Source organism: Streptomyces sp. NPDC088725, from assembly GCF_044751305.1.
GTDB lineage: Bacteria > Actinomycetota > Actinomycetes > Streptomycetales > Streptomycetaceae > Streptomyces.
This window is the reverse complement of the sequence record NZ_JBIVLO010000006.1, coordinates 40521-66490: the sequence shown is the minus strand read 5'-3', so window position 1 is coordinate 66490 and position 25970 is coordinate 40521. Positions and strand designations below refer to the sequence as shown.

General features: G+C 71.2%; 20 protein-coding genes and 1 pseudogene. 4 read left to right on the top strand and 17 right to left on the bottom strand.

The genetic code is table 11. The features are described 5' to 3' along the window. Nucleotides 1-229 precede the first annotated feature (229 nt). Nucleotides 230-1348 (top strand): DUF5925 domain-containing protein, encoded by a 1119-nt coding sequence (locus ACIP6N_RS16650; RefSeq protein WP_401816335.1) that lies wholly within the window; start codon nt 230-232, stop codon nt 1346-1348. A 57-nt stretch (nt 1349-1405) separates the two neighbouring features. Here ACIP6N_RS16650 and ACIP6N_RS16645 read toward each other — a convergent pair whose 3' ends face one another. The 5 genes from ACIP6N_RS16645 to ACIP6N_RS16625 all read right to left on the bottom strand — a co-directional run bounded on the left by ACIP6N_RS16645 (nt 1406) and on the right by ACIP6N_RS16625 (nt 6644). Further along, a complete protein-coding gene (locus tag ACIP6N_RS16645; RefSeq protein WP_401816333.1) occupies nt 1406-1780 on the bottom strand; it encodes a GntR family transcriptional regulator in 375 nt (124 codons plus the stop codon). 169 nt (nt 1781-1949) lie between these two features. Beyond that, the gene (locus ACIP6N_RS16640; protein WP_401816332.1) at nt 1950-3482 is read right to left on the bottom strand and encodes a trifunctional class I SAM-dependent methyltransferase/NUDIX hydrolase/VOC family protein; all 1533 of its coding nucleotides are present in this window, start codon (nt 3480-3482) and stop codon (nt 1950-1952) included. 55 nt (nt 3483-3537) lie between these two features. After that, complete coding sequence (locus ACIP6N_RS16635; RefSeq protein ID WP_401816330.1) at nt 3538-5040, bottom strand: tripartite tricarboxylate transporter permease; 1503 nt, start codon at nt 5038-5040, stop codon at nt 3538-3540. Further along, entirely contained in the window at nt 5041-5571 is a 531-nt protein-coding gene (locus ACIP6N_RS16630) for a tripartite tricarboxylate transporter TctB family protein (protein ID WP_401816870.1), read from the bottom strand. Nucleotides 5572-5660: 89 nt separating this feature from the next. Further along, complete coding sequence (locus tag ACIP6N_RS16625) at nt 5661-6644, bottom strand: Bug family tripartite tricarboxylate transporter substrate binding protein (RefSeq protein WP_401816328.1); 984 nt, start codon at nt 6642-6644, stop codon at nt 5661-5663. Nucleotides 6645-6927: 283 nt separating this feature from the next. On the opposite strand from ACIP6N_RS16625, the gene ACIP6N_RS16620 reads away from it, so the two are divergent. Then, a complete protein-coding gene (locus ACIP6N_RS16620) occupies nt 6928-7611 on the top strand; it encodes a response regulator (RefSeq protein WP_401816869.1) in 684 nt (227 codons plus the stop codon). A 93-nt stretch (nt 7612-7704) separates the two neighbouring features. Here ACIP6N_RS16620 and ACIP6N_RS16615 read toward each other — a convergent pair whose 3' ends face one another. The 7 genes and pseudogenes from ACIP6N_RS16615 to ACIP6N_RS16585 all read right to left on the bottom strand — a co-directional run bounded on the left by ACIP6N_RS16615 (nt 7705) and on the right by ACIP6N_RS16585 (nt 18059). After that, nucleotides 7705-8625 (bottom strand): esterase/lipase family protein, encoded by a 921-nt coding sequence (locus ACIP6N_RS16615; protein ID WP_401816326.1) that lies wholly within the window; start codon nt 8623-8625, stop codon nt 7705-7707. A 146-nt stretch (nt 8626-8771) separates the two neighbouring features. Next, entirely contained in the window at nt 8772-9809 is a 1038-nt protein-coding gene (locus ACIP6N_RS16610; protein WP_401816325.1) for a DNA polymerase thumb domain-containing protein, read from the bottom strand. Beyond that, nucleotides 9806-13324 carry a DNA polymerase III subunit alpha gene (locus ACIP6N_RS16605; RefSeq protein WP_401816323.1) on the bottom strand — a complete coding sequence of 1173 codons (3519 nt, stop codon included), beginning with the start codon at nt 13322-13324 and terminating at the stop codon, nt 9806-9808. The genes ACIP6N_RS16610 and ACIP6N_RS16605 overlap by 4 nt, the downstream gene beginning before the upstream one ends. 211 nt (nt 13325-13535) lie before the next feature. Continuing rightward, nucleotides 13536-14621: a S1 family peptidase gene (locus tag ACIP6N_RS16600; RefSeq protein WP_401816321.1), complete on the bottom strand. Its 1086-nt coding sequence runs from the start codon at nt 14619-14621 to the stop codon at nt 13536-13538. A 325-nt stretch (nt 14622-14946) separates the two neighbouring features. Next, nucleotides 14947-15765: a DUF1684 domain-containing protein gene (locus ACIP6N_RS16595; protein ID WP_401816320.1), complete on the bottom strand. Its 819-nt coding sequence runs from the start codon at nt 15763-15765 to the stop codon at nt 14947-14949. A 46-nt stretch (nt 15766-15811) separates the two neighbouring features. After that, nucleotides 15812-15996, bottom strand: a pseudogene (locus tag ACIP6N_RS16590) (F420-dependent methylene-tetrahydromethanopterin reductase); the annotation flags it as partial. A 128-nt stretch (nt 15997-16124) separates the two neighbouring features. Then, on the bottom strand, nt 16125-18059 hold the full coding sequence (locus tag ACIP6N_RS16585) for an FAD/NAD(P)-binding protein (RefSeq protein ID WP_401816868.1): 1935 nt from the start codon (nt 18057-18059) through the stop codon (nt 16125-16127). Between the two features lie 1159 nt (nt 18060-19218). Between ACIP6N_RS16585 and ACIP6N_RS16580 the strand changes: the two genes are divergently transcribed. Further along, complete coding sequence (locus ACIP6N_RS16580; RefSeq protein WP_401816319.1) at nt 19219-19656, top strand: cell division protein SepF; 438 nt, start codon at nt 19219-19221, stop codon at nt 19654-19656. 19 nt (nt 19657-19675) lie between these two features. Here the strand turns inward: ACIP6N_RS16580 and ACIP6N_RS16575 are convergent, their stop codons facing one another. Then, nucleotides 19676-20872, bottom strand: a complete 1197-nt coding sequence (locus ACIP6N_RS16575) for an acyl-CoA dehydrogenase family protein (RefSeq protein WP_401816318.1) — start codon at nt 20870-20872, stop codon at nt 19676-19678. A gap of 106 nt (nt 20873-20978) precedes the next feature. Continuing rightward, on the bottom strand, nt 20979-22649 hold the full coding sequence (locus ACIP6N_RS16570) for an MFS transporter (RefSeq protein WP_401816316.1): 1671 nt from the start codon (nt 22647-22649) through the stop codon (nt 20979-20981). A 447-nt stretch (nt 22650-23096) separates the two neighbouring features. On the opposite strand from ACIP6N_RS16570, the gene ACIP6N_RS16565 reads away from it, so the two are divergent. Continuing rightward, the gene (locus tag ACIP6N_RS16565) at nt 23097-24083 is read left to right on the top strand and encodes a phosphatase PAP2 family protein (RefSeq protein WP_401816314.1); all 987 of its coding nucleotides are present in this window, start codon (nt 23097-23099) and stop codon (nt 24081-24083) included. Nucleotides 24084-24159: 76 nt separating this feature from the next. Here ACIP6N_RS16565 and ACIP6N_RS16560 read toward each other — a convergent pair whose 3' ends face one another. The 3 genes from ACIP6N_RS16560 to ACIP6N_RS16550 form a co-directional block, all read right to left on the bottom strand. Further along, nucleotides 24160-24375, bottom strand: a complete 216-nt coding sequence (locus tag ACIP6N_RS16560) for an I78 family peptidase inhibitor (RefSeq protein WP_401816313.1) — start codon at nt 24373-24375, stop codon at nt 24160-24162. Between the two features lie 85 nt (nt 24376-24460). Further along, nucleotides 24461-24628: a hypothetical protein gene (locus ACIP6N_RS16555; protein ID WP_401816312.1), complete on the bottom strand. Its 168-nt coding sequence runs from the start codon at nt 24626-24628 to the stop codon at nt 24461-24463. Between the two features lie 115 nt (nt 24629-24743). After that, a complete protein-coding gene (locus ACIP6N_RS16550; protein WP_401816310.1) occupies nt 24744-25703 on the bottom strand; it encodes a hypothetical protein in 960 nt (319 codons plus the stop codon). Nucleotides 25704-25970: the final 267 nt, after the last annotated feature.

Genomic DNA, 25970 nt, shown 5'->3' with positions numbered 1-25970 from the left:
GTGAGTTTTTCCGCCGCCTCATTCTGATCAGGGATCATCGGGATGTGACCGTCGAAGTACGGCCAAATAAGCAAAAAGATAAGCCTTGTTGCAGGAGTTTCCATACAGTCACATTCATCAATACCGTCGTACATTCACCCGCGCCGATTCGGCGCGCCGAGCCGGACGAAGCGCCGCCACAGGGCAAAACACCGTGCATCGGCCGTCGCTGTGCCGGATCATGGGCGACATGTCTGCCAAGCCTCAGGACGCACTGCCGATCCGGCTCAATGTCGACGACAGCGACTCCCCGTCGGATGTGGTCGACGCGCTGTTCCTCGGCCGCTTCGCGACGGGCGAGCAGCCCTACTCCCACAGCTCCACCATCGACCGCGTCAAGTCGGGCGTGACCCTGCTGCCGCCCGGCGCCACCGTGCTGCGCTCCGCCCGCGACGACGACCGCAGCGCCACGCTCGCCGAGGGCAACGGCTGGACGCTGCTGGTGTCCCGGTGGAACCGCGGCGCCGATGTCACGGTGACGGCGGTCAGCTCCGACCTCGCGGAACAGATCCACCGGCTGGCGACGGACGGCGCGCAGGACGAGCCGGAACCCCAGCCGGAGAACGTGACCATGGGTTTCTGGTACGTGTCGCCGCGCCGTGGTCCGCACCGCACCACCCGTCAGATCACCGCGGGGACGTGGGACGAGGTGCGGCCCAACTACACGGCGCCGGTGGCCGACGCGCTGGACCGGCTGATGAAGGTGACCCCGGACGACATCGCTGGCCGGCTGCTCCTGCTGCACGGCCCGCCCGGTACGGGCAAGACCTCCGCGCTGCGGACGCTGGCCCGGTCCTGGCGCGACTGGTGCCAGGTCGACTGCGTGCTCGACCCGGAGCGGCTGTTCAACGACGTGGGTTACCTGATGGACATCGCGATCGGCGAGGACGACGGCTCGGCCAAGGGCCGCTGGCGACTGCTCCTGCTGGAGGACTGCGACGAACTGATCCGCGGCGAGGCCAAGCACACGGCGGGTCAGGCGCTGTCACGGCTGCTGAATCTCACCGACGGACTGCTCGGCCAGGGCAGGAACGTCCTGGTGGGGGTGACGACCAATGAGGACCTGGAACGGCTGCACCCCGCGGTGGTCAGGCCGGGACGCTGCCTGGCCAGGATCGAGGTGGGCTCGCTGACCCGGTCGGAGTCCGTGTCCTGGCTGAACGGCGAACAGGGCGAACAGGGCGACTGGGAAGCGGCCGTCGGCCGCGAGGGCGCGACGCTGGCCGAGCTGTACGCGCTGCGCCGGGGCCGCGGCCCCGGCTCCGTACCGGCCCAGCAGTCGGGCTCGGACGCGGGCCTCTACCTCTGAACCCGGGAGCCTCCGAGACCGGGCCCCCGAGCCCCCGAGACCGGCGGGCCCGGAGGCCTACTTCGCGTACTCCGCACGCAGCGCGTCGTCCACGGCGGCCGACGCCGCTTCCCTGTCGAGCCCGAGCCGCCGCGCCCGCTCCGCGTACGCCTGGGCGGCGGCCGCGACCTCGCGCTCGGCCGCGTCACCGGCGGCGGCGATGAACGTGCCGTTCCTGCCGCGGGTCTCGATCACACCGTCGCTCTCCAGCGCGCGGTACGCCTTGGCGACGGTGTTGGCGGCGAGGCCGAGATCCCCGGCGAGCCCCCGTACGGTCGGGAGCCGGTAGCCCACCGGCAGGGTACCGGCGCGGGCCTGCGCGGAGATCTGCGTGCGCAGTTGCTCGAACGGAGCACTGGTGCCTGCCGGGTCGATCACGATCTTCAAGGTCACGGCCTGATTCTCCCTCATGACCCCGGCCGCGGCGGTGTGGCCGGGGGTGCCCCGGTCCCAGGGCGTGTTGCGAAAGTCCCGCCTGACTCTCGGCGTTGTCGTCGGTCGACGACGCTCCGCGTCGCCTCCCTCCTCCGCCTCGCGATGCACGACACCGGACCCCGCTCCCTCATCCAGCCTGATCCAGACGAAAGACCCCGGCCACCAGCTCGACCTCGTATCCGTCGGCGTCCTCCAGACACGCGGTGTGCCGGCCCTCACCACCGGCATACGGATGGCGGTCCGCGGGGAGCGGCGACCAGCCGTGCTCCGGCGCCCGGCGGACCAGCGCGTCGAGCGCGGTCCGGTCGGTGACATGGAATGCCAGGTGGTTGAGCCCCGGCCCGCGGTGGTCGTGGCCGCCGGCTACCAGGTCGGGCGACTCCTCGATCACCACACAACTGTCGGCGCGCCGGAAGCTGCGGCCGTGCTCCCACCGCTGGTACGGGACATGGCCCAGCTCACCGAGCAGCCAGCCCCAGGCCGCCTCGGCCCGGAGCAGGTCGGGCACCGACAGCTCGATGTGGTGCACCTGGCCGCCGGTGGTGGCGGGCAGTCTCACCGCCCGGTCCGGGAAGGCCCGTTCGTCCCGGCCCTCGGATCCGTCATGTCCGGCCGGACCAAAGGCGATCGGGTCGTCGTCCTCGTGCCAGTGGATGACGAAGCGCTCGCCCGCGCGATAGGCCTCCAGAGCCGCCCGGCAGAAAGCGGCCATGTCGCCGGGCAGTTCGGACAGCGGATGCCAGGAGAGCCCCGAGCACTTCTCCGGCTCCTTGTTGTACGGCTCTCCCCCGCGGCCGTATTCCGCCTCGAAGAACCAGCCGATCCTGGGCCGCCCGCCGGGGCCCCGGTGCTGCATGACCAGCGCGACGCGCAGGTCGTCCGGGGCCAGCTCGACGCCGATCTCCTCGTACGCCTCACGGATCACGGCCGTACGGACGTCCTCACCGGCCTCGACATGGCCCGAGGGTCCGTTGAGCAGACCGTCGGCGTACCCCGTACCCGCACGGCGGGCGAGCAGGACCTCGTCTCCCCTGCGCAGGATCAGATGGACGTCGACCACTTCTGTGTGGCGCACCCGGCCCGCCAGGCGGGCGATCAGCGCGTACCGTTCGTCGTCCACGGCGTGGCCCCACAGGGCCCGGTCCGCGGAGAGCGGTTCGTGGTGGACGCGCTCGGTCAGCGGGGCGAGCGCCGTGATGAGGCGGGACGCGGGCAGGCCCGTGCCGTTCCAGACCCCTTCGACCAGCACCAGCCTGCCGCCCGGCCGCAGCAGCGACGCCCAGTGGCGCAGCACCGCTTCCGGATCCGGCAGTGTCCACAGCACGTGCCTGGCCAGGATCACGTCGAAGGTCCGGCCGCCGGCGGGCGGCCGGACCGCGTCCCCGACGACCACCTCGGCACCGGTCCCCGCCAGCTTGGCCCGGGCCAGCTCCACCATGCGCGGCGAGAGGTCGACGGCGTGTACACGGTGCCCCTGCTCGGCGGCGAGCAGCGAGAGGCTGCCCGTGCCGCATCCGAGGTCGAGCACATCGGCCGGGGCAGCGGGCAGCCAGTCGGCGAGCCGGGCCGCCCAGGCCGTGCGCACGGCGGGGTCGAGCAGCCCGTGGTCGGGCTCCTGGTCGAAGGTGTCGGCTTCGGCATTCCAGTCGGTCGTGGTCATGTGCCGATGCTCGCACCCACCACTGACAATGAGGCTCGTGGCGGCAGAGGGGCCGTCAGGAGGCAGCCCGCTTCCGCACGCCCTTGCTCACCGCCTTCTTCACGAGTGGCCAGGCGAGCAGAAGCAGGACCACCACGTACACGGTCACCGAGAAGGGCGTGTCGACCAGCCCGGTGACGCTTCCGTCGCTGATCTGGAGGGCCCGCCGCAGCTGCTGCTCCGCCGCCGGGCCCAGGATCACGCCGATCACCGCGGGCAGCACGGGCAGTCCGTAGCGCCGCATCCCGAAACCGATCAGACCGATGATCAGCAGAATCACCAGATCGAGTGCTTCCCCGCCGACCGCGTACGCGCCGACCGCCGCGAAGAAGAGGATCCCGGCGTAGAGGTAGGGGCGCGGGATGCGCAGCAGCTTCGTCCAGATGGGTGCGAGCGGCAGGTTGAGCGCGAGCAGCAGCACCATGCCGACGAAGAGCGAGGCGATCAGGCCCCAGACCAGGTCGGGTTCGCGCTCGAAGAGCAGCGGGCCCGGCTGGATGCCGTACTGCTGGAACGCGGCGAGCATCACGGCCGCTACGGCCGTCGTGGGCAGTCCGAGCGTCAGCATGGAGACGAGCGTGCCCGCCGCCGAGGCCGAGGCGGCCGACTCGGGACCCGCCACCCCTTCGATGGCGCCCTTGCCGAACTCGTGCCGGTGCCTGGAGAGCCGCTTCTCGGTGACGTACGAGAGGAACGTCGGGATCTCCGCGCCGCCGGCCGGGATCGCGCCGAAGGGGAAGCCGATGAGCGGTCCGCGCAGCCAGGACTTCCAGGTGCGCCGGAGGTCCGCCTTGCCGAGCCAGGGGCGGCCGACGGGAATCGCCTCGCCGGAGGAGCGCCGCAGGTGCGCGGCGACCCACAGCGCCTCACCGATCGCGAAGAGTCCCACTGCGACGATCACCACGTCGATGCCGTCGGCGAGTTGGAGCGTGCCGAAGGTCAGCCGCTGCTGGCCGGTCATCTGGTCGAGGCCGACGAGACCGAGGGTGAGACCGATGAGCAGGGAGGCGAGGCCTCGGATGCGGGAGGAGCCGAGGACGGACGTGACGGCGATGAACGCGAGCACCATGATGGCGAAGTAGTCGGGCGCACCGATGTCGACGGCGAGCGAGGCGACCGTCGGGGCGAGCACCACCAGCAGGATCGTGCCGATCATGCCGCCGGCGAAGTGCCCTACGGCCGCGGCGGCGAGGGCCTGGGCGCCCCGGCCCGCCTTCGCCATCGGGTTGCCTTCCATGGCCGCCACCACGGAGGCGCTCTCACCCGGGGTGTTGAGCAGGATGGAGGTGGTGGAGCCGCCGAACATCGCGCCGTAGTAGATCCCGGCGAACATGATGAACGCGCCGGTCGGTTCGAGTCCGTACGTCACCGGCAGCAGCAGCGCGACCGCCATCGCGGGGCCGATGCCCGGCAGCACACCGATCGCCGTGCCGAGGAGCACACCGATCGCGGCCCAGAGGAGGTTGACCGGCGTGAGCGCCGTACCGAAGCCGTCCAGAAGGGAGTTGAGAGAGTCCATTCAGATCACTCCCATCAGCGGGCCGCCGGGAAGCGGGACACCGAGCAGGTTGTTGAAGAGGAAGTAGGTGCCGAGCGAGAGCCCGGCGGCGATCAGCGGGTCGCGGTCGGGGTGGCGGCTGCCGAGTGCGTACGCCGATCCCCAGAAGAGCAGCGCGCCGGAGACGGGGAAGCCGAGTGGGCCGATGAGAACGGCGTTGCCGAGGAAGACCCCGGCGAGCAGCAGGACGGTGCGCCAGTCGCTCGGTTCGCTCAGGTCGATGTCCTCGCCGCCCTCGGCCTCGCCCCGGCCGCCGCGCAGTACGTCGAGGGAGAGCAGTACGGCGACGACCAGCAGCCCGGTGCCGACCACGACCGGGACGGTCCTCGGGCCGACCGGACCGCGCTGGGTGATCTCGACGTCCATGCCGAGAGCGTCGGTGAGCACCAGGACGCCGAGCACGAACAGCAGCACACCGACGCCGAGTTCGGAGTGGCGGTGCAGCCAGGAGCCGTGCGGGGCCGGTGTGTCCGGGGCCGGGGCACCGGAAATCAGTGTGTCCGGGGCCGGTGTGTCGGAGGCGTGGGTGCTGGAAGTCGGTGTGTCGGGGGCGGGGATGCCGGGGGTTCCCGTTCCTGAGGTCACAGTCCCAGCTCCTTCAGCACCGACTCCACGCGCCTGTCCTCGGCCGCCAGGAAGTCGCCGAACTTCTCGCCGGTCAGGAACGCGTCGTCCCAGCCGTTCTTCTTGAGGGATTCCCGCCACTGCGGCGAGTCGTGCAGCTTCGTGAAGAAGGCGAGCAGCTTCGCGCGTTCGGCGTCGGAGAGTCCGGGCGGTGCGACGACACCGCGCCAGTTGGTGAAGTCGGTGTCGACTCCGGCCTCACGCAGGGTCGGCCCGTCCAGACCGGGGACGCGCTCGGGACCCGTGACGGCGAGCAGCCGCAGTTCGCCCGCCTCGATCTGGTCGCGGTACTCGCCGACGCCGGAGACGCCGAAGGCGATCTTGCTGCCGAGGATCGAGGCGAGCAGTTCGCCACCGCCGTCGAACGGGACGTAGTTGACGTCCTTCGGTGTGATGCCGGCGGCCCTGGCGAACAGCATCAGCGCGAGATGGTCGGGCCCGCCGGCCGAAGACCCGCCGCCCACGGGCACCTTGGCCGGATGCGCGCGCCAGTCCGCGAGCAGGTCGCCGAGCGTTTTGTACGGGGAGTCCTTCGCGACGACGACGATGTCCGACTCCTCGCTGACCCGGGCGATCGGAGTCGTGTCGGCGAGTGTCTTGGGCGCGTTGTTGGTGCGTACGGCGCCGACGACCCCGAGGCCCATGGACAGGGCGAGCTTGCCATTGCCGTGCTCACCGGCGACCCGGGTGAGACCGACGGTGCCGCCCGCGCCCGGCAGGTTGAACACCTCGATGTTGTGGCCGAGTTCGGCGTCCTCGGCGTTCTTCGCCAGGGTGCGCGCCGTGATGTCGTACCCGCCGCCCGGCGAGTTGGGCACCATGAACTGGAGGCCGGGGATCTGCGTGCCGGCGCCGGAACCGCTGCCCGTGGTGAGCAGCGGCGGCCCCACCAGCACGAGCAGCGCGGACCCGAGCAGGGCGAGTGGAGTGCGCAATCGCACGTGAGCCGCCTTTCGGAGCTGTGAAGTGGGCCACATGTTGCCCGCGCGTCAACAAGCTGTCTCTCTTCCGGAACCAACGGACGTTGTGGTCGTTGTGGTCGCGGTTCGGTGTCGCGATCGGCAATGTCTGCCCGTCGGGGAGCGGCGTCCGGTGTGTGTGATCGCAAGGCGGCCGGGAGCCCTCGTGGCGGAGCTACTCGGGCTTTTGGCCAACGCGGCAGCGCGCGTGCCGGGCGTCGTGACGGGCAAAGGCTGCCGGGCGGGGCACTAGCGTGACGGCGTGATGAAAGTGCTGGTGGTGGACGACGACTTCATGGTCGCGAAGGTGCACAGCCGTGTGGTGTCCGCGATGGACGGCTTCACGGTCGTCGGAGTGGCGCACAACGGCGCCGGCGCCTTGCGCGCGGCCGAGCGGCTGCGACCGGATCTCGTCCTGCTCGACATCTATCTGCCGGACATGGACGGCATCTCCGTACTGCGCGAGCTGCGCGCGGCGGAGGAGCGTGACGCGAGCCGTACGGGCGTCGACGCGCTGGTCATCACGGCGGCCCGGGACGCGGGTGTCATCCGCGCGGCGCTGCGCACCGGTGCGCTGCACTACCTGATCAAGCCGTTCAACCAGGCCGCTCTCCAGGACCAGTTGCGCCATGTCGCCGCGCTCCGCAGCCGTCTCGCCGCACTGGGCGAGGCCCGTCAGGAGGACGTGGACCAGATTTTCGGCACGCGCCCGCCGGGCAGCAGGGAACTGCCGAAGGGGCTCGCGCCGCACACCTCGGACCTGGTGGAACGCACGCTGCGCGACCATCCGGACGGTCTGTCGGCGACGGAATGCGCGGACGCGGGCACGCTGTCCCGGGTCAGCGCCCGCCGCTACCTGGAGCATTTCGTGGACACGGGCCGGGCGGAGGTGACCCTGCGCTACGGCGGCACGGGCCGGCCGGAGCGCCGTTACCGCTGGATCAACTGACCACGTGGCGGCGGACGTCCGGTGACGCACACCGCCCGCCTCCGGCGAACAGCGCGTTCACCGAGGGCGGGAGGGGAGACAGCCCGACGGCTGTCAGCCGGTCACCGAACCGCAGGTGGTCGGGGAGGCGTTGGCCGGGTCCAGGGCGTTGGCGATCTCGTGGTTGACGATCATGTCGGTGGTCCCGATCGTCACGTGCTCCGAGAAGTCGGCCGCGCACAGGTTCTGGAGCAGCACGTTGTGTACGTCGGGGCCTTCCAGGAACTGGCTTTCGTACGGCGTGACCACCTCGTCGTACTTGGTGGAGATGACGGTGTAGTGCACGCCGGGGACGGTGTCGCCGCCCTCGTTGAGCTTGGTGATGAACGGGGAGCCCGCCACCTGGTCGGTGAGCGCGGGGGTGTTCTCCGTCAGCAGGTCCTCCGCTCCGGGGAAGTACGGCAGCAGTCCGGTCAGTCCGAGCAGGGTGGTGCCGTGGTTGCTGGGCGCGATGCCGATCAGGGCGTTCGTCTTTGCCGCCCCGTCCAGGTACTTCAGGTAGTAGCGCGGCATCATGCCGCCCTGGGAGTGACCGACGATGTCGACCTTCTCCGCGCCGGTGGCGGCGAGGACGCCGTCTATGTAGGTGGCGAGCTGCCCGGCCGATTCGTCAATGGGGCCGAGGGCGTTGAAGAACGGCACGCCGGGGAGCTGCCCGTAGTCGAGGGAGAAGACGCAGTAGCCGTGGTCCACCAGGTACGGGGCGAGGATCAGCCAGTTGTCGGTGCCGTTCGCGAAGGTGCCGTGGACGAGAACGACCGGACGGGGGTGGGCGGCCGACGGCTTGCAGGAGTAGTCGTTCCAACCGCTGCTGGTCTCGTCGGCGTTCGCCGCGACGGCCGACTGCCCGGCGGCCGTCGCGGAGACGGGGGCGGAGGTGGCCGGGGCGGTCGCCGCGACGGCGGGGGTGACGGTGATCGTGGCGGCCAACAGCAGCCCGGCCAGGGGGCCGAGCGTACGTTTCCAGGGCAGCATCAGGCGGTCTCCTTGCGACTCAAGAGAATGGCGACGGCTGTCAGCTCACATGGCCCGGACCACAAGGGATGACTGTACTCATGACAAGTTACGCACGAGTAGATTGACGAAGGGAAGTTACGCGTCGGTAAAAAATGTGGCTGCCGTCACGCGGCCAGCGACCCCGGCATCAGCACCTGGGGGCCGAACTTCGCGCGGGCCAGATCCGCCACCGCCTCGATCCGGCGCGCCCGGTCGTCGACGGGGTCCAACGTCAGCTGGCGCGTGGCCCGTTCGGCCGGGATCAGATCCTCGGCCCGCACGGAGAGGGCCCGTACCCGCGCGCGTTGCAGCCCGAGCGACTCATGGATCCGGTACACGGCTGAGCTGAGCGCCGCCGAGTGGGCGGTCGGCTCGCGCAGGACACGGGTACGGGTGGTCGTGGAGCGGTCCGCGTACCGCACGGTGAGAGTCAGGGAACGGCACACCTGCTCCGTCCCGCGCATCCGGACGCCCAGTTCCTCGGTGATCGAGAGCAGCGCCCGCCGCTGCCGGTCCCGGTCCAACTCGTCCCGGGAAAAGGTCCGTTCGGCGCCGAGCGAGCGGGCTGCCGCGTTCGGCACAACCGCCGTACGGTCGATCCCCTGTGCCTTCTCGTACAGCTCGCGGCCCATCCGCACCCCCGCGATCCGCTGGAGTGTCGACAGCGGCACGCCCGCCGTTTTCCCGACGGTGTCGATTCCGTACGCACGCAGCGCGCGGGCCGTGGCCGTGCCGATACCGGGCAGGGCGGCGACCGGCATCGGCGCCAGGAACCGCCTCACCTCGCGTTCCCCGTCCGCGATCACGAGCGTCGTTCCCGGCTCGGCCCGCCGCGCGGCCATCCTGGAGAGCATCGGGGTGGCGGCCACGCCGATCGTGCAGTCGGCGCCGGCGTGCGCGAGCGCGCGCACCCGCAGGACGGCGGCGAGCCCTCGCGCGTCCTGCCCGAAGTACCGCTCGGCGCCCCGGACATCGACGAGCGCGGCGTCCGGCGGCAGCGCCTGGACGACCGGGCTGATGTCCTCGGCCAGCCCGAGCAGCACGGGCAGCGCGGCCTCGATACCGGACCCTGCGCCCGCCTCGCTGCCGGACCCGCCCCGGGAGCCTTCGCCGGAACCGCCATCCGGTTCGGCCGCGTACCGAAACCGCACGCAGAGGATCATCCCGCGCTCCCCGGACTGGAGTGCCACAACTTCCGCCCGGTGGGCAGGCCTTCACCGGCCGGCTGAAGGTCGGACCAGGGGCTCATCTCGTAGCCCGTGGAAAGTTTGATACGCCTGCCGTCGCCCCCGGCCGAGTCTCCGGAAGGCGCCGGCGCGTTCAGCGCCGCCGCCACCGCCTCCAGACCGCCCTTCTCCCGCAACTCCACCAGCTCCGCCAGATTCCAGGCTGCCGCGCCCACCACGCTCAGGCTCTGGGAGCCGCGCCGCTGCACCACTCCCCGCACCAGCAGCAGCCAGGAGTGGAAGACCGTGTGCGCGCACGCCGCGTGGCTGTCCTCGAAGAACGCGAGGTCGACCAGGCCCGTGCCGTCGTCCAGCGTCGTGAAGATGACCCGCTTGCCCGAGCGGATCGGCGGGGTCTGCGTGGCGACCTTGGCGCCCGCGACCAATACGGTCGCGCCGTGCGGCACGTCACGCAGCCGCTTGGCCGGCATCACGCCCAGCTCCTTCAGGAACGCGTGGTGGTCCTCCATCAGATGACGGGACGCGTCCATGCCGAGAACGCCCAGCTCGGCGCTGAGCCGTTCCGCGTCGCCCAGGTCGGGCAGACCCGCGGGAGCGGCCCGCTGCCCGCCGTCGAACGGGAGTTGGTCACCGCGAGCCCCGGACCTGCCCCCGGACCCGGGCCTCGTGCCGGACCCCGACCGGCGCTGCGCGCCGTGCAGTTCGGACAAGTGCAGCAGCAGATCACGGCGGTTGGCGCCGAACCTGTCCAACGCGCCCACCTGTGCCAGCCGTTCGGCAACAGGCCGGCCCGGCCTGGCCCGCTGCCAGAAATCCAGCAGCGAGGAGTACGGCTGCCCCGACTCGATCCGCGCGGACTCCGCCTCGCTGATGCCGTGGACGTCGGAGAGCGCGAGCCGCAGCCCCCACACACCAGGCCCGCCGGCCCCCGCCGACTCCGCACGCTCAGACACCAGTTCGATTCTATGAGCGACCGCCGACCGGTTCACATCCAGCGGCAGCACCGGCACTCCGCGCCGCCTCGCGTCCGCGAGCAGCAGCCGCTTCGGGTACATCCCCGGGTCGTGCGTGAGCAGCCCGGCGTAGAAGGCGGCGGGGTGGTGCGCCTTGAGCCAGGCCGACTGATACGTCGGCACGGCGAACGCGACCGCGTGCGCCTTGCAGAACCCGTACGAACCGAACGCCTCCACGATCTCCCAGGCCCGGGCGGTCACTCCGGGCGCGTACCCCTTCCGCCGGGTCCGCTGTTCGAACCAGGCGCGGATCCTGCCCTGCGATCCGGGGTCGGACAGACCCCGCCGCACCTTGTCCGCCTCCTCCCGGCCGCAGCCGGTCATGATGTCCACCATCTGGATGATCTGCTCGTGGAAGACCACCACCCCATAGGTCTCGCGCAGCGGCTCCTCCAGGTCCGGGTGCGGATAGCGGATGGGCGCCCGGCCGTGCCTGGCCTCGATGAACGGCCGCACCATGTCGGCCGCGACCGGGCCGGGACGGAAGAGCGAGATGTCGACCACCAGGTCGTGGAAGGTGGCCGGCCGGAGCCTGCCGACCAGATCGCGCTGGCCCGGCGACTCGATCTGGAAGCAGCCCAGGGTCTCGGCGGAGCGGATGAGCCGGTACGTCTCCGGGTCGCCCTCGGGCACCTGCGCCGGATCGTCGAGGTCGAGCACCTCTCCCGTGGCGCGCTCGATCTCGGTGACCGCGTGGGCCATCGCCGACTGCATCCGTACGCCCAGTACGTCGAGCTTGAGCAGCCCGAGGTCCTCGACGTCCTCCTTGTCGAACTGGGACATGGGGAAGTGCTCCCCGCTGGTGGGCACCACCGGTGTACGGCGCAGCAGCGACGCGTCGGAGAGCAGCACCCCGCACGGGTGCATGGCGACTCCGCGCGGCAGCGCGTCCAGCGCCTCCACCAGCTCCCACAGCCGGCCGTACTTCTCGCCCGCTTTCCGCAACTCACCTTCCACCGCGCGCAGTTCGGGCAGTTCCCGCATCGCGGCACGCGCGTCGCGGGCGCGGATGTGCGGGAAGGACTTGGCGATCCTGTCGATGTCGGCCGGGTCCATGGAGAGGGCAGCGCCCACATCCCGTACGGCGTGCCGCACCCGATACGTCTCCGGCATGGCGACGGCCGCGACCCGCTCGGGTCCGAAGCGGTCGAGGATGGCCCGGTAGACCTCGAGCCGGCGCGCGGACTCGACGTCGATGTCGATGTCGGGCAGGCCGGGCCGCCGGGTGGAGAGGAACCGTTCCATCAGGAGGCCGTGCTCGACCGGATCGGCATGCGCGATCCCCAGCAGGTGGTTGACCAGGGATCCTGCGCCCGAGCCGCGGGCGGCCACCCGGATGCCCATCTCCCGGATGTCGTCGGTAACCCGCGCGACGGTGAGGAAGTACGAGGCGAAGCCCATCGTGTCGATCGTGCGCAGCTCGGTGTCCATCCGCGCCCAGTACGCCCGGTGGTCGGGGCGCCGGTCGTAGCCGCGCCGCACCATCCCGGCGGCGGCGCGCGAGCGCAGCACCCGCGCGGCGGTACGGCGGTCGGCGCCGACCAGGCCGGGCTCCGGGAAGTGGACGGTGCCGATCCCCATGTCGTCCTCGGGGTCGACCAGACAGCTCGCCGCGGTCTCCTCGGTCAGGGCCAGCAGCCGGTACGCGGTGTCACGCCGGAACCCGGCGGCCTCGGCGACCAGCTCCGCGGTACGGGCCATCGCGGCCGGATCCTTGAGCCAGCGCTCCCCGGTGTCCAGGCCCTTGCGCGGGTCGATGGGGACCAGGCGGCGGGCCGCGTCGAGGACATCGGCGACCGGGCCCTGCCCGGCGTCGGCGTAGCGCACGGCATTGCCGAGTACGGCCCGTATGCCGTGCTCGGTGGCGAAGCCGAGGGTCCGGGCGGCCTGCCGCAGCGATCCCGGGCCCGTCCCCGTACGTCCGTGGTGCGTGATCTCCAGGCGCAGCGCGTCACCGTAGCTCTCGCGCCAGGGTGCGAGCAGTCGCGCTGCGCGGTCGGGGCGTCCCGCCGCGAGGGCGCGGCCCACCTCGGAGTCGGGCCCGAGCAGGACGACGAGACCGTCGCCGTGGTTGTCCTGCCAGGGCAGCAGCGGACCGCCGTCCCCGCCGGCGTGCGCGGTGGTGACGAGCCTGCACAGGTCGGCCCAGCCCGCCGCGCCGTCGCGTGCGAGGAAGACCGCGCGGGGCGCGGATTCGTCGATGAAGGCGCCGCCGCGCACCGGCGTGCGCCGGCGTTCGGTGGGGCCGTTCTCACGTGCCCGCTCGCCCACCGCGAGGTCCACCCCGAACAGCGGCCTGACCCCCGCCCCGGCGCACGCCTTGGCGAAGCGGACCGTGCCCGCGAGGGTGTCGCGGTCGGTCAGGGCGAGGGCGTCCATGCCCCGCTCGGCGGCGGCCTCCGCCAGCCGCTCCGGGTGGGAGGCGCCGTACCGCAGGGAGAACCCGGACACCGTGCGCAGATGCGTGAAGCCGGGCATCCGCACCTCCTGGGTCTTTCTGGACCGAACCGAATCTCACCCCCCGGTTCTCCACCATAGACCAAGTTTCGAACGTACGTACGATCACGCTTCCGGGCCTCGCACCGCCATGCTTCCGGGCCCCGTACCGCCGGAAAACCGGAAGTGCCCGGCCCACCAGTGGTGGGCCGGGCACTTCCTCAGAACGTTCCGGTCAGCGGAGCCGTTCCGGTCAGCCGATCTCGGCGCCCAGCGCGGAGAGCGCCGCGGGTACCGGCTGGAAGAACGTCTCGCCGCCCGAGGAGCAGTCGCCGCTGCCGCCCGAGGTCAGGCCGAGAGCGGTGCTCCCCGCGAAGAGCGCGCCGCCGCTGTCGCCGGGCTCCGCGCAGACCGTGGTCTGGATGAGTCCGTCGACGATCTCGCCGTTGCCGTAGTTCACGGTCGCGTCGAGTCCGGTGACCTGACCGTCGTGCACCTGAGTGGTGGAGCCACTGCGGGTCACCGTCTGGCCGACGGTCGCCTCGCCGGCCTTCGTGATCGGCTGGGTGCTGCCGTCATAGAGGTCGACCTCGCTGGGGTGCGGCACGTCGGAGGTGTACTTGACCAGCCCGTAGTCGGTGCCCGGGAAGGCGGAGGCAGCGTTCGCCCCGATCTCGGCACCGGTCTGGGAGTCGGACCAGCTCTGGACGGCCTCCGTGCAGTGCCCGGCGGTGATGAAGTACGGCTCGCCGCCCTTGACCACGTTGAAGCCGAGCGAGCAGCGCGCGCCGGAGCCCCAGATCGCGTCGCCGCCGGCGATCAGGGGCTTGAACTCCCCTGCCGTCTTCTTGAGTTCGGCCTTGCCGCCGAGCCCCTTCACCACGCTGTCGAGCTTGGCGAGCGCGTCGCCCTTGACCGTACGGTCGGCCGTGACGACCACCTTGTCGGTCACCGGGTCGACGGCCCAGGACGTACCCGGGATGGACGCCTTGTCGCTGAGCGTCTGCCGGGCGCTCTTCAGTTCCTTGAGGGAGTTCGCGACGATCTTGGCCTTGCCGCCGGCCTGGCGTACGACCTCGGCCGCCTGCTCGTCGACGACGTTCACGACGAGCGCCTTCGACGAGGCGTCGTAGTACGAACCGGCCGCGTCCGCGCCCAAGTCCTTACCAAGGGTGGAGGAGAGCTTTCCGGCCGCCGTCGCCGTCAGGGACTTCACCGTGAACTGAGGCGATCCCTCGCTGGCGTTCGCAGTCTGGAAAGTGAGACCCGCCGCCACCAGAGCGACAACGGCTGTGCCGGCCACCGCCGCCCGCTTCTTGGATATGTGTCGATTCTTCAACACTGACCTCCTGTGGGGGACCGGGCCGGAGCAAGTGGGGTGCTCCGGCACGGAGGATGAGCCGCCCACTATTCCTAGACCGGCCAGTAACACACAAGGTCGGCTTCAGGACGCGCACATGACAGTCCGCATACGCCCACGCGATCTCCACCGCGGGACCGCCCGGGAGTCCGAGCGGGAACGATCCCGTTTGCGAACACTCGGTGCGATCACCGGTTCAGCAGGGGGTAAGGTCCAGCCCTGTCTTGAATTCACCGTCCCACGGCGTGTTTCAGCGACCGGGAACAGTACCGGACGGCTCCTGTCAGCGCGCCGGACGGCGCTGTCAGCCCGTGGCGAGATTCCGTTCACCCGCCGGGACGCCGATCGGCAGTGTGTTGCCCGGCGGCGGGAACGGGCAGATGAAGTGCTCGGCGAAAGCGCACGGCGGCAGCAGCGTGCGGTTGAAGTCCACGACGACCGTGCCGTCCGCGGCGGGCGGCGCCGGACGCAGGAACCGGAAGCGGTAACTGCCCTTTCCGCTGGTGGTGTCCGCGAAGACCGCCCAGAGCGAGCCGTCGGGCTCCACCGCGACCTGGAGCGTGTGCTCCGCGCCGTCGACGGTGAAGGCGATCTCGCCGCCGAGGCCGAGGCCCCGTTCGCGCCCGTCGGCGTTCTCCACCCGTACCGTGCGGTGCTCGTCGTACGGGCGGAACCGCCCCGCCAGCGCCCAGTGGCTGTCGTACGGCGTCGCCTCGATGCCCCGGAAGGCGCGCCGCGCGTCGGAGCGCGGGTCGAAGTCGCGTACCGCCCAGAGCCCTTCGCGGCTGAGGAGGACCAGCCGGCGCTCGCCGGACGCGATCCGCGACTCCTGGATCGGGCCGCGGTCGGCGGTCAGCCGGATCTCGCCGTCCAGCGGTTCGCCGTCGGCGGTCAGTCCGTCGTTGACCGCCGCGGTCAGTACCACCTCGTCGCCGTCCTCCCGCCACACGCCGGGAACGGCCGGCACCCGCCCGTCCGGGTGGTCGGCGAGCCAGTGCGTACCGGTGAGGGAGAGCGGGCCGTGCGGTTCCGCCACCTGCGCGGTCCGCCGGTCGTGCCAGTGCTTCCACTCCCCGGCGGGGTCTGAGAATGCGTCATGCGCGTCGCGTACATCAGTGCTCATGGTGGTCAAGCCTTCCACACGGGGTCGGGAAGACCCAGGTGCGACCTCAGCGTGGATCGCCGGCCCGCTCCCGCGCCTGCGCGTCGGTGTCGCCGAGGACGGTGGCCACCGGCCTGATCCTCAGCTCGGCGGGGCTCCTGCCGTAGGCCGCGAGCCGTGCCTTGACGCCGGCACAGAAGGCGCGGCTCCCGACTCCAGCCCACTGTGCCGGGTGAAGACGATGCCCGCGGCCAGACGCAGGGGGCGGATGGCGGACATGGCGGCCTTTCAACTGCGGGAGCGCACACGGAAAACGGGTACTGGGCGCCGTTCCGGGCGGCCCCGGGGCCGGGCTCGCCCGTCCGGGACCCGCGCCCGGATCAGGCGCTCAACTCGGCGTCCGTGCCCAGTCCCGCGTCCGCTCCCGGTCCCGCGTCCGCGCCCACCGGCGCGGGTGCGGAGAGGTCGCGCAGGAAGGTGAGCACGGTCCGCGCGGCCGCGTCGTTCTGCCGGAACGCGGGACCGCCCGTACGCGGCCGGGTGAACGCGCCGCTGGAGCGCGCGGTGGTGTACGGGCCGAGCGCGAAGCGGCGCGGGTGCGGCCGGCCGTCGCTCTCGACGAGCCGCGCGTCCCCGGGATCGACGCGGACCAGCCCGTTCGAGACCGCGGCGGCACCCTCCTCGTACAGCGCGCGCAGCAGCGGGCTGCGGGTACGCGCCGGCGAGGCGTCGGGCAGCCGGGCCTCGACCAGGGCGCGCGCCTCGACGTGCTCCCCCGGTACGCCGGCGCCGCCGGCCCGGAAGATCCCGTTCCGCTCGTCCGCCTCGACGGTCGTACCCGCGCCGAGGAAGCGGACGACACCGGCCCGGGACAGCGCGAGCAGCTGGCGCAGCCGGGGCCCCGGCGGCCCGGACGCGAGGTAGCTGAAGAAGCCGTGCCACTCGCCTCCGGTGTCACCGAGGTCGCCGAGACGGATCAACTGGCCGTAGACCGAAAGCAGTCCGAGGAAAACGGCGAGGTCCGCGCTGTGGGACGGGTCGTGTCTGCGGGCGAGATCGGCCTGTATGTAGTCGCGCAGTCCGTCCTGGAGCGCGTCGGACGAGGAGAAGCGCAGCCCCTCGAGCGGCCGGTCGAGGGCTTCGAGGTCGAGCCGGTCGGCCGGGTCGGGGACGGCCTCGGCCGCCACGCCGCGCAGCTCGGGGCTGCCGGGCGCGGCGTCCGCGTACCGCTTCTCGAAGTCGCTCCAGCCGCCCCGGGTGCGCTCGGGGTGCGCGGTGAAGAGGCGGTGGTAGTGGGCGTAGCCGAGTTCCTTGTCGATCAGGGGTCTGATGTCGCGCCGGAAGTCGAGCGGGTGCGCCGCGCCGGTCAGCGCGCCGATCTGCTCGGGGCCGAGGAAGCGGGGCAGCGGCGGCCGTTCGCCGTCCAGGCCGTACCCGAGCTTGGAGTGGTACGGGACGCCCCGCCGCGACCCGACGTGCAGAACCGGTTCACGTCCCGAGGGGTGATAGACCAGCTCGCCGTCGTCGCGGTCGGCGTCTCCCGAATAGCGGCCGCCGCGCCCTTCGGTGAGGAGCACCATGAGGTCGACGAAGGCGAGTCCGAAGCCGCGGACGATGACGGGCTCACCGGCGCGCAGGGCGGAGAGATCGCTGTCCGCGGTGAAGTCCGGGGGCAGGTGGACCAGTCCGTGCCGCTGCGCGAAGTCCTGCAACTCCACCTGTTCGGCGTCCGGTTCACCGTCGAGATGGCCGATGGTGAACACGACGAGATCGGCGATCAGGGGTTCGGTGCGGCCTTCCAGCCACACCCGCTGCCGGCCGCCGCGCGGACCGCTGACGCGCAGCGCGCGCGTGCGGTGCTCATGGACGGTGGTCCCGGGCGGCAGGGCCGCGACGGTCTGCTCGTACATCCAGCTCAGGTAGGCGCTCTGCACCCGGCGGCTCGGGAAGGACTGTCCGGTCAGGGCGGCGATCTCGGCGCGCAGCGCGGGGTCGGCCGAGGTGTGCGCCCGGCCCTCCCGGACCGCGCGCGCCCACTCGTGGAGCGCGGGTCCTTCCCGTACCGGGCCTGCCAGGGGTACCGAGTCGTCGGTGTACATGGTGACGTCCTCGGCCATGGAGTTCATCCAGAGGAGCGGCGACTGGTCGGTGCGCCAGATCCGGCCGCCGCCCGGTGCGTGCGGGTCGACGAGGTGGATGTCCAGCGGGAGACCGTCGTACAGCTCCGGTGCGCTGGCGGCGATCCGCTCCAGGAAGCCGGTACCGCGCGGGCCCGCCCCGATCACGACGACGGACGGGGTCGGGGCCGGGGTCATGGGCAGGATGCGGGAGGGTTTCGAGGACACAGGCATGCGAAGACTCCGTGGATACAGAGATCGAACACGGGGTGTGCCTTCACCTGCGCAGACGGACCGAGCCCCTCAGCACGATCCGAATCCGACAGTGAGGCTACGTCGTGTGCGCGGTCCGCTGTCAAGGTCGTCCACACTCTGAACGGTCCTGCCCGGCCCGGAACGCTGCCCCCGAACATCCGCCTCGGGAGCGCCTGCCCCCGGAAGCGCCTGGCACCGGGCGTGGTTGACGCACCACCGGATGCCTGTTCCACTTGGCGCATGTATGCGCAGCAGTGGCTGGTCAGGCGCTCCCACATCGACTTCGGTCGCGTGTGGTCCTCGTCCTGTTGAGCTGACTCCCGGTCCTGCCCGCACCTTCGGTCTTTCTGGCGTATCGACGCCACTCCCCGTGCCTTCACCAGCCGCAGAGCACCACCCCCCTCCCCTCAATACCGCTCTACCGCCATACCCACTGGTCGCGTCTCCGGCCGTGCCTGTCGCCGTCAAGAAGGCGCGGTCCGGGGATGTCCACAATTCGTGTACGCGCGCCGCGCGGTCCGCGCACCGCCGTGCCTCCGCCGTGTCTCCGCCGGCGGGCGCACCGTCGCGGACGGGTGGCTGCCACGCGTCCGACGTGCCGTCAGCTTCCCGCCTCTCCCCCGCATCCCGGCCATCGTGCCCGCGCCTTTTCGCCGCCTCCGGAGGTTCACGCCCCGCACAGCGGGAAGAGTTCTGCTGTGCGCCACCGGTCGTGGCACGCCCGGTCTGAGTCTCCGTCAAAAGCTGGACGATCAGCCCGTCGTAGTTGGTAACACCCCCGGGAGACTGACCGTGGTCGGAGCGAAGTGCCAGGCGCGGCCCGCAGAGATGAACCCTCCACCTCGTTCATCTGTGCGGGAGACGGCGTATCGAGTGATCCGTTCACCCGTACGTCCCCCGCGTCACCCATCTGGCCGGAATTTCATATTTTGGCCAGAGTCAGCCCCCGTACGCAGGAAGAACCTTGACGAATCGCCACATCCTCTGCACCGGTACCGTCACGAATCGCCTGCAAGGCACGTATCCCCTTGGCGCGGAATCCGGATTATGGACGACGATAGGGATGCGGAACCACAAGTGACCGCGGTGAAAGGAGGCGTCCATGGGATCGGTGCGCAAGGCGAGTGCCTGGCTGGGCCTCGTTGAGGACAACGACGAGCGGTACTACGACGACGACGAGTACGCCGAAGGTGCGGAGAGCGCCGACCGGTGGAAGACCGACCCCCGGGTACGCGTCGCCTCACAGGCCGCCCCCGAGCAGGATCGCAGGATCGCCACCGTCTCCCCGGACAGCTTCCGGGACGCGCGGGGCATCGGCGAGCTGTTCCGGGACGGCGTCCCGGTCATCATGAACCTCACCGCCATGGAGGCCGCCGACGCCAAGCGCGTCGTGGACTTCGCCGCGGGACTGGCCTTCGGACTGCGCGGCTCGATCGAACGCGTGGCCACCCGGGTCTTCCTGCTGACCCCCGGCAACACGGAGATCGTCACCGGGGACAAGAGCGTTCGCGCCCAGGACGGTTTCTTCAACCAGAGCTGAGCCAAGGCTGCTCATCGGTTCACCGGAAGGCATCAAGACCGGTGAGCGCCTTGCCGAGTACCAGCTGGTGCATCTCGACGGTGCCCTCGTAGGTGAGCACCGACTCAAGGTTCGTCGCATGCCGCATCACGGGATACTCCAGCGAGATCCCGTTGGCGCCGAGGATCGTCCGCGAGGTACGGCAGATCTCGATCGCCTCCCGCACATTGTTGAGCTTCCCGAAACTGATCTGTTCGGGCCTGAGCCGGCCCGCGTCCATCCGCCGCCCGAGATGGTGCGCGAGCAGGATGCCCTTGTGCAGTTCGAGCGCCATGTCCGCGAGCTTGGCCTGGGTGAGCTGGAAGCCACCGATCGGCCGGCCGAACTGCTCACGGGTCCTGGCGTACTCCAGCGCCGATTCGAAACTGGCGCGCGCCGCACCCATCGAACCCCAGACGATCCCGTAGCGGGCATGGCTCAGACAGCCCAGCGGTCCGCGCAGTCCGGTGACCCCGGGAAGCACCGCGTCGGCGGGAAGCCGTACGCCGTCGAGGATCAGCTCGCTGGTGACCGAGGCGCGCAGCGACCACTTGTGCGTGATCTCGGGCGCCGAGAAACCCGGTGTGCCCGCGGGGACGAGGAAGCCGCGGATCCCGTCGTCGGTCCGCGCCCAGACGACGGCGACGCCGGCCACCGAGCCGTTGGTGATCCACATCTTGCGTCCGGTGAGCACCCAGTCGCCGCCGTCCCGCTTGGCGTACGTGCGCATGCCCGCCGGATCGGAGCCGTGGTCGGGCTCGGTGAGGCCGAAGCAGCCGATGGTCTCGCCCGCCGCCATACCGGGCAGCCAGCGCTGCTTCTGCTCCTCGGAACCGAAGCGGTGGATCGCGTACATCGCGAGTGAGCCCTGTACGGAGACGAGGGAGCGGATGCCGGAATCGGCCGCCTCCAGCTCCAGACAGGCCAGTCCGTACTGGACCGCGGTGGCGCCCGCGCAGCCGTATCCGTCCAGGGACATCCCGAGCGCGCCCAGCGCGCCCAGTTCGCGGGCCAGTTCGCGGATGCCGGGCAGCTCGCCCGCCTCGTACCACTCGGCGATGTGCGGCAGGACCCGGTCGGCGGCCCAGCTCCGCACGGTGTCCCTGATCGCCAGGTCCTCCGGGTCGAGCAGATCGTCGAGGCCCAGGGGGTCACCGGGGTCGAAGGGCGGCGGCTTCTGGGCGGACGGTGCGGACATGGGGGCCTCCGGCGGCTCGCACGGACGAACTGGCACTGGCATGAATACGCGCGTACGGAACCGGCGGGCGGAACCGCCGGACCAAGCTAGCAGCGGTCGTTACGGCTCAGGGGGCCGCCTTCCCGAAGGAGGCGCGCTCCGCGTAGGCACGCCGCACCGCCGCGTGCTCCGTTGACGGGGGCTCCACCGCCGGACATTCCACGGGCGCGCGGCTCGCCGGTACCGGAACCGGCTCCCGGCAGTCCATGACCCTCGGCAGCCGCAGCGCGGCCAGCCCTCCGGCCAGCAGCAGACCCGCGCTGACCAGCAGCGTCACATGCAGGCCGTGGACGAAGGAATCGCGCGCGGCCCTGCGCAGGGACTCGCCCGCCGCGCCCCCGAGCCCGGTCGCCACCTGATAGGCCTCGCCCAGCGAATCGGCCGCCGCGGCCCCCGCGCCGGCCGGAACGCCCGGCACGGACGCGAGGCCGGGCGCGTACGCCGCGTTCATGACGCTGCCGAGGAGGGCGATCCCCATGCCCGCGCCCAGTTGGTAGGACGTCTCGCCGATGGCCGCGGCTCCGCCCGCCTGATCGGCGGGCGACTCGCTCAGCATGGATTCGTACGCGCCGAACAGGGTGGTCTGCAGACCGAAGCCGAGCAGTACGAAGCCGGCGGTCAGCAGGACGGGCCGGTCGTGCTGCCCCGTCGGGACCAGTGTCACTACGGCGGCGGCGGTGAGCACGAATCCCCACGCCACCATCCGGCGCGGCCCGGCCCTGCGCAGCAGCACGGATCCGGTGGCGCCGGCCGCCACGGCGGCGAAGGTGAGCGGCAGCAGACGCAGGCCGGTCGCCAGCGGGCTGAGGCCCAGCACCAGTTGGAGGTACTGGACGGCGATCAGTTCGAGTCCGACCAGGGCCAGCATGGCCAGGACGATGCAGCCGACGGACGTGGAGAAGGCGGGCCTCGCGAACATCCGCAGGTCGATCAGCGGATGGCTCCCGCGCCGCTGCCTGCGGACGAAGAGGACGAGGAGGGCCGCTCCCGCGCACAGCGGCACGAGGGTGCCGGGACCGAGCGGTGTCTCACCGGCGCCGAGCCGCTTCACCCCGAAGACGATCCCGAGCACCCCGGCCGCCGCCGTCAGAGCGCCGAGCACGTCCCACGGACCGTCCGTACCGCCCTTCGACTCCGGCAGCACCAGGCGGCCGAGCGGCACGATGACGGCGAGCAGCGGCAGGTTGATCAGGAAGACGGAGCCCCACCAGAAGTGCTCCACGAGAAAGCCGCCCAGTACGGGCCCGACGGCGGCGCCGACCGCCGCGACCGCGGACCAGACGCCGATGGCCATCGCCCGCTCACGCCGGTCGGGGAAGACCGCGCGCAGGACCGACAGCGTCGCCGGCATGATCATCGCGCCGCCGGCGCCGAGCAGGGCGCGCGCCCCGATCAGTACCCCCGGCGAACCGGCGAAGGCCGCGATCCCCGAGGCCACACCGAACAGGCCGTATCCGAGGAGCAGCACTCTGCGCCGTCCGACGCGGTCGCCGAGGGTGCCGAAGAGGATCAGCAGCGCGGCGCAGACCAGCGGATACGCGTCCACGATCCACAGCAGTTCGACCCCGCTCGGGCCGAGGTCGGCGGTGACGGCGGGGACGGCGACATGCAGTACCGTCCCGTCGAGCGCGACCAGCAGCAGGCTGAAGCAGAGGACGACCAGGACGACCCAGCGGTTGCCGCCGTCGCCGTGACGAGCGGCGCTCAGCCGCCCTCCGGCCGTGGTCGTGCCCGGCATCCGCGTACCTCCCCCTGTATCCCCCGCGCTCGGCGGACCAGCGGGGACAGTAGTCTCACGGGCGGCCCGACGTGACGGGGCAAGTGCGGCGCCAGCGTACGCGAGTTGACGCGTGTGGCACGTGGTGCATCTCTCACCTCTCCGCCCCAGAGAACACGGCCCTGGATATCGCGCATGGCGCTCACCTGTGCTATGCGCCGCCCGGAAGACTGTAACGAAGGACATGCGAGCACCGGGGAAATTCCGTGCGACGCCAAGGTGAACGAATTCCGTCACGCGCAAAGTCACTTCCCCGAACGCACGCGCCGATTAATTGGCCGCAAGGTCACGCGGCTTTCGGGAACTCCCGGGATAAAGCCCGATCCGAGACGCAGTCCACATCACATCGTCATCACAAAGAGACCTGAACGAGCTGCCGGGACACTCACTCGCTGTAACGTCGATTACGTGCGTACCGACATCTTCGCCCGACTGGACCGGGAGCCGGAACCGCCGAAGATAGAGATCCCGCGGATGAGCCGCACCCGTATCGCTCTCTTCGGCGGAACGCTGGCGTTCTATCTCGCCATCGTCATTGCCGTGCTCGCCTCGTCCTGGCTGGTGACCCTCGACTGGAAAGTCATGCTGTTCCGGCCCTACCAGCAGTGGCCGGGTCTGCACGCCTTCCTGGACTACTTCGTGGTGCTCGGCCAGCGCGGGCCCACGGCCGTGATGATCGCGGCCTGGCTGGGCTGGCGCTCCTGGCGCCAGCACACGCTCCGCCCGCTGATCGCCCTGGGCATGGCGCTGCTGCTGCTGAACATCACCGTCGGCGCGGTCAAGATCGGCCTCGGCCGGCTGGGCCCGCACTACGCGACGCGGATCGGCTCCGCCGAACTCTTCTCCGGCGGCGATATATTTCCCTCGGGTCACACCGCGAACGCCGTCGTGACCTGGGGAATCCTGGCCTATCTGGCCACCACGCCCCGCGCCAGGCGCTACCTGTCGATCCTGTCGTCCGCACTCGCGCTGGGCGTCGGCGCGACAACCGTCTACCTCGGCACGCACTGGCTCAGCGACGTCCTGCTCGGCTGGGCCGCCGGCCTGCTGATCCTGCTGGCGCTGCCCTGGTCCGAGCCACTCATCGGCCGCTGCGAGCGGACCGTCTTCGCCGTACGCGCACGGTGGCGCAAACACCGCGGACGGGCCGCGGCCGCGCCCGCGTCAGGCGGTGGTCCGTCTCCCGACGGGCCGCCGCAACGGCCGTCCTCCAGCGGCGACGAGCCGCCCAGGCAGGTCGTCGGCGCAGGTCACAGCGGCCACAACGTGGCCGGCAGGAACACGGCCGCGCAGCTCGCCCAGTCACGGCCGCACACGGTGCGCTCAGAACGGGCGCCGACCGCCCCGGGCGGCAGCCGCCGGCCACCGCACTCACGGCCGGTGGCGGGCGGCTGACGCCTCGCGCGTCCCTGCGTCAGGCCCGGGAACCCTTAGCGGGCCCGCGGTTCCGTCAGCCGGGCCCGCGCGTCGCTCAGCCGTGCCAGCAACGGACGACCTTGCCGCCGTCCACCTCGAAGTTGAGCCGTCCCACGAGGTATTCCAGGGTGATGATCACGCCCGGCGGCAGCGCTCTGACCGTCGTCCAGCCACGCTCCCTGGCGCGCCGTTCGGCGCTCTCGGCGTCGAGGCCCACGTAGGACTCGGGCGCGTCGTCGGGCTGTGCCGGAGGGGTCGGTAGCGATGCCATGCCACTCACCGTAGGCGCCCGGGGGCGGCGAAGGAAGCCTCGACGGTGTTCTCGGGACCCTCGCCGTCACACTTCTGTCACAGGATCACGCCAAACGGCCGATAGAGGCTTTTTCTCCTTGCGGGACCGTTCCTGACGCCCTGAGAAGAAATTCAGGACCTCCGACGATCACATAATTCTTCTCTTTTTGAATTCCTTTGCCGATATCCGGCCGTCGAATGGCGTGAATTGCTCGACGGTCGGAAGTGTTCACGTTTTCTCCGCACAATCCGCCGACGAACAGTACGGTTCTGTCCGGTGCCCGTCAGAACCAGGCTCCGGTTGAATCCGTCCCGAATCACCCGTATGGAGCCGTTGTATGTATCGCTTTACACGGGGGCGTCACTCCGCGCGAGCCACCGGAGGAGAGCCGGGCCGGGCACGGTGACCGGTACCGGGTCGAGCCGGTCGAGCGGGTCGATCCGCACGGACAGGTCGTTGTCGCCGGTGTAGCAGGGCGTGGCCCGCCGGCCACCACCGCCGTGGACCGGGTGCGCGAGGGCCCGCTTGTCCCAGATGTCGTCCAGGATGCGGGCGATCCGTATCCCGGCCGCGTCCTGGGCGGGCCGCAGCCACAGGTCCCACCACTGCCGGTCCACGGCGGGCCCGCCGTCCAGTGAGCCGTACGGCAGAGTGAAGACGAAGGCGCCGCCGGCACCGGTCACAGCCACCCCGCTCACCCGGTCCCCGCCCCGCAGCCGGGCCTCCACCACCGCGCCCCGGCCCAGCTCGGCTCCGTACAGCGTGCCCTCGACCGTCACCGTGCCCGGCGCGCAGCGCACCGACCGCGCCTCGGCGTGCGGTGCGCGCAGCCAGGACCGTACGGCGAGGCGTCCGTCGGCGGTGGGGTACGGGATCCGGGCGGCGACCCCGCCCGTCCCGGGGCTCCGGCCGGCCGGCGCGCGCACATCCAGGGCGCCGGACCGTACGGGCCGCTCACCGCGCACCCCGGTGCGGACGTCCCAGTGGCCCTCCGCCAGTTCGACCGTGCTGGGCAGTACGGCCCGCACCCAGGGCCCGCCGGTGCACGTCAGCGGCAGCCGCATCTCGTCGGCGGAGACGGCAAGGCGGGCGGAGGCGGTGGAGGCGGCGGCACTGGAGATGGCAGGACCGGCGGGGTCCGCGGGATCCGCGGGATCGTCGTCGCGCCTGCGCAGCACCAGCGCCGCGTCCGGTCTGGCCGGGCCCGTGATGTCGAAGGTGATGCCACCCGCGGAGTCCGCGATGCAGTCGGCGGCGCATTCGGTGCGCGGCGCACGGCGCGCGGCGCGTCCGGTGGGTCTGGTCATGCGGCTCTGCCCTTTCGGTCACCCCCGCCGGCGCCGCACGCGTGGATGCGGCGGACGGGAGAGGCGCGTACGTTCCTGGGACCCGGACCGTTCGCGGTCCCGGTGGTCCGGCTGCGGTCCTGATGGTCCGACTGGGGAGATGCGAAAACGCCGCATCCGGTGCCAAGACCGAGCACATTTGTACGATCACTGCCCCTATCGTGACCCCCTCGTGGCGAAACGATTCCGTTCGCTTTCGCGCGTGACCCCGGCCGCAGCTCACCCGTT